This window comes from Micromonospora sp. NPDC047753, assembly GCF_040642735.1.
Taxonomy (GTDB): Bacteria; Actinomycetota; Actinomycetes; order Mycobacteriales; family Micromonosporaceae; genus Micromonospora.
The window spans coordinates 1-6,610 of the sequence record NZ_JBEYSL010000385.1 but is presented as its reverse complement, the minus strand read 5'-3'; the positions used below and the strand labels follow the sequence as shown (position 1 = coordinate 6,610).

Annotated in this window: 5 protein-coding genes; 2 read left to right on the top strand and 3 right to left on the bottom strand. The window is 68.4% G+C overall.

The features are described from left to right. From ABZ749_RS26160 to ABZ749_RS26150, 3 genes are all read right to left on the bottom strand, one after another. The coding region (locus ABZ749_RS26160) for a CehA/McbA family metallohydrolase (protein ID WP_357232399.1) at positions 1 to 1,031 on the bottom strand (1,031 nt) is incomplete at its 3' end. 70 nt (positions 1,032 to 1,101) lie between these two features. After that, complete coding sequence (locus tag ABZ749_RS26155; protein WP_357232396.1) at positions 1,102 to 1,590, bottom strand: helix-turn-helix transcriptional regulator; 489 nt, start codon at positions 1,588 to 1,590, stop codon at positions 1,102 to 1,104. A gap of 92 nt (positions 1,591 to 1,682) precedes the next feature. Beyond that, a complete protein-coding gene (locus tag ABZ749_RS26150) occupies positions 1,683 to 4,556 on the bottom strand; it encodes a BTAD domain-containing putative transcriptional regulator (RefSeq protein ID WP_357232393.1) in 2,874 nt (957 codons plus the stop codon). A 208-nt stretch (positions 4,557 to 4,764) separates the two neighbouring features. Between ABZ749_RS26150 and ABZ749_RS26145 the strand changes: the two genes are divergently transcribed. Both ABZ749_RS26145 and ABZ749_RS26140 read left to right on the top strand, forming a co-directional pair. Next, positions 4,765 to 5,598: an alpha/beta hydrolase gene (locus tag ABZ749_RS26145; RefSeq protein WP_357232390.1), complete on the top strand. Its 834-nt coding sequence runs from the start codon at positions 4,765 to 4,767 to the stop codon at positions 5,596 to 5,598. A 24-nt stretch (positions 5,599 to 5,622) separates the two neighbouring features. Beyond that, the gene (locus tag ABZ749_RS26140) at positions 5,623 to 6,474 is read left to right on the top strand and encodes an alpha/beta hydrolase (protein WP_357232387.1); all 852 of its coding nucleotides are present in this window, start codon (positions 5,623 to 5,625) and stop codon (positions 6,472 to 6,474) included. The last annotated feature ends 136 nt before the right edge of the window (positions 6,475 to 6,610 follow it).

The following is a 6,610-nucleotide window of genomic DNA, read 5'->3' as shown; positions in this document are numbered from 1 at the left end:
GACCAGAACGGACGACCCTGCTCGCCGGCCTTGACCAGGATCTTGTCGTCGATGTCGGTCAGGTTGCGAATGAAGGTGACCTCGTAGCCGGCGGCGGTGGCGTCCACCCGTAGACCCGAGACGCGTGTGGCGAAGGAACGGCGGGCGGCCATCGCCTCGAACACCGCGGCGCGGGTGTTCTCGGCGACCCACAGTCCGCTGCGGCCCTTACCCTCGTGGAAGCCCCAACTGGTGCCGTGCTCGTCGGTGACGCCGGTCAGAGCCGGCCGCCAACCGGCGTTCAGGCAGGCCACCAGCGGCGACGTCGCACCCGACGACCAGCCCTCGAAGAGAAAGTCGTCGGTCCGGTTGAACATCTCCAGCCCCACGAGTTGATCGCGGGCCGAGGCGTTGAAGGAGAAGTTGTTGAACCGGCCCGCCTCCCGACCGGGGTGGTTGAAGCTCGCCAGACCCCCGGGTCGGCCGGTGAGCCAGTTGTACAGGCTGCCGGGGCTGCTGGCCCGCAACAGGTCGGCGAAGTCGGAGGTGTTCCAGACGTTGATGTGCCCCTGCAACGGGTGCGACCACTCGAACCCGCGGACAGCGGTGAACTGACCCGGGTCGTTGGCGGCGTTGGCCAGGTCGCCGGTGGTCCGCCACTCGGACGAGCTGAGCCCGTCGATGGCGAAGAGAGTGGCGTGATCGGTCAGGGCCGCGACGTCCAGACCGGCCTCGCGCATCGACGCGAATGCGGCTTCGGCGCTGCCGTCACCGTCGGACATGACAGTGTGGTTGTGCATGTCCGTGTGGACCAACGTCGTGCCCTGGGTGATTCGGGATGACCGGCTGGCGCCGGCCGCCGCGGTCGGAGCGCCGGCCATCGTCGTATTGGCCGCTCTGGCGGCGGTCGGCAGCGCGGCCAGCATCAGCGTGCCGCCAGCACCGGCCAGAAGCGCCCGTCGGCCGAAGCCTGCGGGGAGATCAACCTGGCCGTACGGCGCGTCGTCGTCGGATCCGTGGTCAAGATGGCAGTGGTGTGGGTGATGTCCCATCATAGGGATATTGATGTATATGGTTTTGTCTGGGACGTCAAGCCGAGTCGTCGGCCAGACGAACACCTCGTTACGCCTCGAACCGCAGCGGCCTCACCACGGCCGGCGGTGCGCCATCCGATCGGAGCGCGACATGTGCGCCCCGTCTCGCCAGTTCGCGGCGCGAGGCGATGCCGAGCTTGCGGAAGATCTTGCGTAGGTGATAGTCCACGGTGCTCGGGCTGATGAACATCTGTGCCGCCACCTCGCGGTTGGAGGCACCGCCCGATACCCTCCGTGCGATGTCCCGCTCCTGGCTGGTCAGGCAGCGGCTCTGGGTGAAGTGGTTTGTCGTATCGTCACCGGCCAGCCTGCTGCGCAGTTCGCGGCGTGATGCGACGCCGAGCCGGTGGAACACTCCGCGCAGGTGATGTTTGACGGTGTGGGTGCTGATGACCAGGTTCGCCGCGACCTCGACGTTTGTGGAGCCGGCCGCCACCAGTAGGGCGATCTGTTCCTGCCGCGGGGTCAGTACCGCATCGGGAAGGGCTCGGGCAGGCTCGGTTACGACGCGGTGCATGGTGCTCCTCGGGCGAGGGTTCGGGGTCTCGACGACGATCCGATCGCACCGCGGTGCACGACGAGTGCAGACTGAGTGCTCGCCCTATCCGCTCAGGACGCGCCCCTCATCAAGCTCAGGCGGGCCCGGACATACGCGACCATTGTCCGGTATGTCTCGGCCTGCTCCATGCCGGCGAACTCGATGAGTTCCCGGAAGCCGTTGTCGGCGATCAGGTTCTCGAACTGCTGGCACCCGCGTTCCGCGCGCACCAGGTCGCCCAGATCGAACGCGGCCCGCGCGAGGATCGCCGCGACGGCACACCGGGGCCCGTCCGACTCACAGATGCCTTCCGTCAATCCCCACTCCGACACCTTCACCGCTTGTTCGAGGCGGCCGAGTTTCCAGGAGGACTCGGCGATGAGCTGCGCGTAGTAGATCTTCAGGTGATCGAGGTGCTGCGCGACGGCAATGGCCAGCCCTTCCTCAGCGAGCCGTGTGCCGGTCTCGAACCGGTCGGACCCCAGGAGCGCTCTCGTGAGTGTCAGCAGCGAGACGGCGAGCAGTTCCTGGTGCCCCGTCTGCCGGGCAAGACCGACCGAGCGTTCGCCGTACCCGTTCGCGGCGTCGTGGTCGCCACGCGACAACGACAGCACGGCGAGGTTTCGCAGGACGTCGGCCTGCCCGGCAAGCTCTCCGGCGCCTTCGAAGATGGACAGGGCTCGACGCAGGTGTTCGTCGGCCTGCGGCAGCGGGGCGAAGACCTCACCGACGGTACGAAGGAGTTCGGCCTCCACCAGCGGCTCACCGAGCACGCTGACCAGATCGAGGATCGCGAGTACGGTCTGTGTCCGGCCCGGGGGTATGGAGTTGCTGCCCGGCGCCGAGGCGGCGAGGACCATGGCCGCCGCGTCACGCCCCAGGCCGTGCGCGAGGGCCAGGTCGATGGTCGCCCACAGCGCGGCGCGCTCCCGCGCGTACCAGGCGGCTGCCTGTGGCACGCTGTCGAACGACTCAGGTGTCACCTCGGACGGCGGTTCGCTGACGTCGCCGACCGGCTGCCGGTGGTGTGTCGCGTACGCGGCGCGGGCCGAGTGCAGGTAATGCGTGATGAGGCGCCGCTCGTACTCGGGTCGTTCCTGATCCTCGTCGAGGAGTTCACCCGCGTAGGCCCGCAACAGGTCGTGCAGCACATACCGCCCGGCCTGCGACTCGTCGAGCAGATTCGCGGTCACCAGTTCCATGAGCAGTGCGCGCGCCTGCGCGCGACCGACTCCGGCGACACTGGCCGCCGACTCCAGCGGGATCCCTGGCCCCGGGTGGACGGCGAGGGCACGGAAGGCCTGCGCCGTCGCGGGGTCGAGGGCCTGGTACGACCACGAGAACACCGATCGGACATCGTCGGTGGAGTCCACGCTGGACAACGCGTCGAGCCTGGCGGACGGCGCGGAGACGTCGTCGACGGCCGCGCTCAATGGCAGGGCCAGATTGAGGGCCACGCGGGCCGCGACGATCGCCAGTGCGAGCGGCAGCCCGGCGCAGAGCGCGATGACCCTCTCCAGGGCCTCCGGGTTCGCTGTGACGCGACGGGCCCCGAGGCGGTTGATCAGAAGCTGACGGGACTCGGCCCCGGTCAGCCGATCAACGTGCAGGTAACGCGCGCCCTCCCGGGTTACCAGGCTCGTCATCCGGTTGCGGCTCGTCACGATGACCAGACAACCCCGGGTGGCCGGCAGCAGGGGGCGGACCTGAGCGGAGTCGCGCGCGTTGTCCAGGAGGATCAGGAGTCGACGACCGAAGAGGCGGCTGCGGTAACGGGCTGCCTGCGCGTCGACGGTCTCCTGCGGTGACGAGACCGCCGGCTCGCCCAGGGACGCGAGCAACGTGGCGAGTGCCTCCTCCGGTGACATGACGCGTCCGTCCGGATCGAGACCCCTCAGGTTCAGGAACAACTGGCCATCGGGGAACTCGCTGGCGATCTGGTGGGCCCAGTGCACGGCGAGCGCGGTCTTGCCGATGCCGCCCATGCCGCCGAGCACGGTGATCACGATGGCCGCGTCGCCGAACGCGTCGGACAGTTGGTCGTCGAGCACGGCGGCCACGTCGTTCCGGCGGACGAAGCCCGCGACCTGCGGCGGCAGCTGCGCGGGCCGGAGAGCCTCGGGCGGGCGCAGTTCCTCCTGGAGGGTCCAGCCGCTGGCGAGCAGTTCCCGGTACGCCTCACGCAGCTCCGGCCCCGGGTCGACCCCCAACTCCTCGGCGAGACGTTGACGGGTCCGCTCGAAGACCCGCACCCCTTCCGCCCGGTGACCGGTGGCCAGGTACGCGCGCATCAGGCACGCCTGTAGCGCCTCGTCCAGGGGCACCGCGGCGGCCACGCTCAACAGTGGGGTCAACACGGTGTCGGCCATGCCGTTGGCGATCGCCGCCTCGCCGGCGGCGAGCGCCACCGCGACGCGCTCCCGTTCGATGGCGACGAACTCCGGTGAACTCGACGCACTGGCCGGAAGGTCGGTGAACGCAGGGCTGCGGCCAAGCTCCAGAGCGGTCAGGTACGCCCGGACGCCGGCCATGACGTCGCCGCCGGCGAGTGCCTCGCGGGCCCGCCGAACCAACTCGCGATACATGGCCAGATCGGAGTCCTCGGTCGCGAGGACCAGCCGGTAGCCCGTACCGGCCGGTAGGAGGTAGCGACCGGTTTCGCGGACGTCCAGGTCCGGTTCGAAGATCCGCCGGATGTGCCCGACGTGCCGGTGGACCTGGTTGGCGGCGCTGGGCGGCGGTTGGTCCTCCCATACGCCGTCGATGATGGCGTCGAGGCTGACCGCGTCACCGCCCGCGGCAAGGAGCTTGGCCAGGATGATCCGCTGGCGCACCGGGCCAAGATCGACGTCCGAGCCGTCCCGCCGGCAGCCGAGACCGCCGAAGACCTTGAACTCGCAGTGGGACCGCGGCGCGTCCGGGGGCCTGCGGTCGGGCGTCGTCACGATTGACATCCTAGGGATGGAAGGGCAGCGGCTTCGCTTTTCGGCCCAGCCTGCGGTCTGCCCCGGCTCCCCCGCATCGCCCACTTCTCGTTGTCCGTCGAGTCGTTCGCCGACAACGGGACTACGTGGTTCGGGTGATTCGCGAAACGGTGCCATCTCCGTACCTTCGGCATGGTTCCAACGCGGAACGCAAGCCCAAGGAGTGCGCATGCCCCATGTCACAGTTGGCTCAGAGGGAGCCGATCCGATCGAGATCTATTACGAGGATCACGGTGCTGGTAGGCCGGTGGTACTCAGCCACGGTTATCCGCTGAGTGGGCAGGCCTGGGAAAAGCAGGTCTCGGCACTGCTCGCGGCCGGTTACCGGGTCATCACGTACGACCGGCGGGGTTGGGGCAATTCCAGCCAGCCCGACGGTGGATACAACGTCGACACGTTCGCCGACGACGTGAACGCGCTGCTCACGAAACTGGACGTACGCGATGCGATCCTCGTGGGTCACTCGATGGGAACCGGCGACGTTGCCCGGTACCTGGGTCGTCACGGCACCGAGCGGGTCGCGAAGGTAGTGCTGATGTCGCCGATCCCGCCGTTTCTCCTGCGGACGGACGACAACCCCGAAGGCGCACCGCAGTCGTTGTTCGACGGGTTCATCCAGGCCGCGCGGGCGGACCGGAACGGGTGGCTCAAGCAGTTCCTGGAGAACTTCTACAACTTTGACGTCTACGGCGGTTCGCTGGTCAGCGACGAGGCGTTCCAGGCGAGTGTGAACGTGGCAGTGGCCGGATCTCCCGTCGCCGTCGTGGCCTGCATCCCGACGTGGCTCACCGACTTCCGCGCCGACCTGCCCAAGATTGACGTGCCGGTACTCGTGATTCAGGGCGACCAGGACCGGGTCCTACCCATCGGGGTCACCGGCCAGCGGCTGTCCGCCTTCATCGCGGATTCGCGCCTGCTCGTCATCGAGGGCGGGCCGCACGCCATTGCCTGGACCCACAGCGATCAGGTCAACGCCGCCCTGCTCGACTTCTGTGCGAAGTGAAGTAAGTCAGTGAAAGGAAACACTGTGAAATTGTTTTCCCGGCGGCGCCTCATCTCCGTGGGCGTGGTCATCGGTGCGCTCACACTGGGTGGTGCCGGTTTCGGCACCGCCCAGGCCTCGACGAGTCACACCCTCCACACGCGGCCCGCAACAGCCAAGCCGACAGTCGTGCTCGTGCACGGGGCGTGGGCGGACGGGTCGAGCTGGGACAAGGTGGCGGCCAAGCTCCAGCACGACGGCTACCGGGTGGTCACGCCGCCGAATCTGCTGTCCGGCGTGGAGAACGACGCCGCCAACCTGCGCGCGTACCTGGACACCATCACCGGACCGATCGTCCTCGTCGGGCACTCGTACGGCGGCATGGTCATCACGAACGCCGCCCGGGGCGACGAGCAGGTCAAGGCCCTGGTCTACGTCGACGCGTACATCCCGGACCAGCACGACACCGTGCTGTCGCTGACCTCGGCCGTGCCGGGCTCGATCTTCGCCGCCGAAGCGTCCACCGTCTTCGACCAGGTCGCGATCCCCGGTGACGACCCGCACAACGTCAACCTCTACGTGAAGCCGTCGATCTTCGGCAAGGCGTTCGCCGACAAGAGCATTTCCGCCAAGGACGTGGCGGTGCTTGCCTCCCGGCAGCGTCCGCTGGCCTTCAACGCGCTGGTCGAGGAGTCCAAGGAGCCGGCCTGGCTCACCATCCCCTCGTGGTCGGTGGTAGGCAAGCAGGACGCCGTCATCCCCGCCGCTCAGCAGGTCGCCATGTCCAGGAGGGCCAAGGCGCACACGATCGAGATCAACGCGCCTCACCTGTCCATGGTCACCGACGCGGGCGCGGTCACCAACCAGATCGAGGCCGCCGCCAAGGCGACCGACTGACACGACGACCCGACCGACACGACGGCCGGCCGTGGTATCGCGCCCCGACAAGGCCACCGTCACCAGCGACAGGGATCTCGCCCCGCCCCGCCAGGACGTCGACGCCGCATCAAGGTACAACGGGGTGATACGTCAG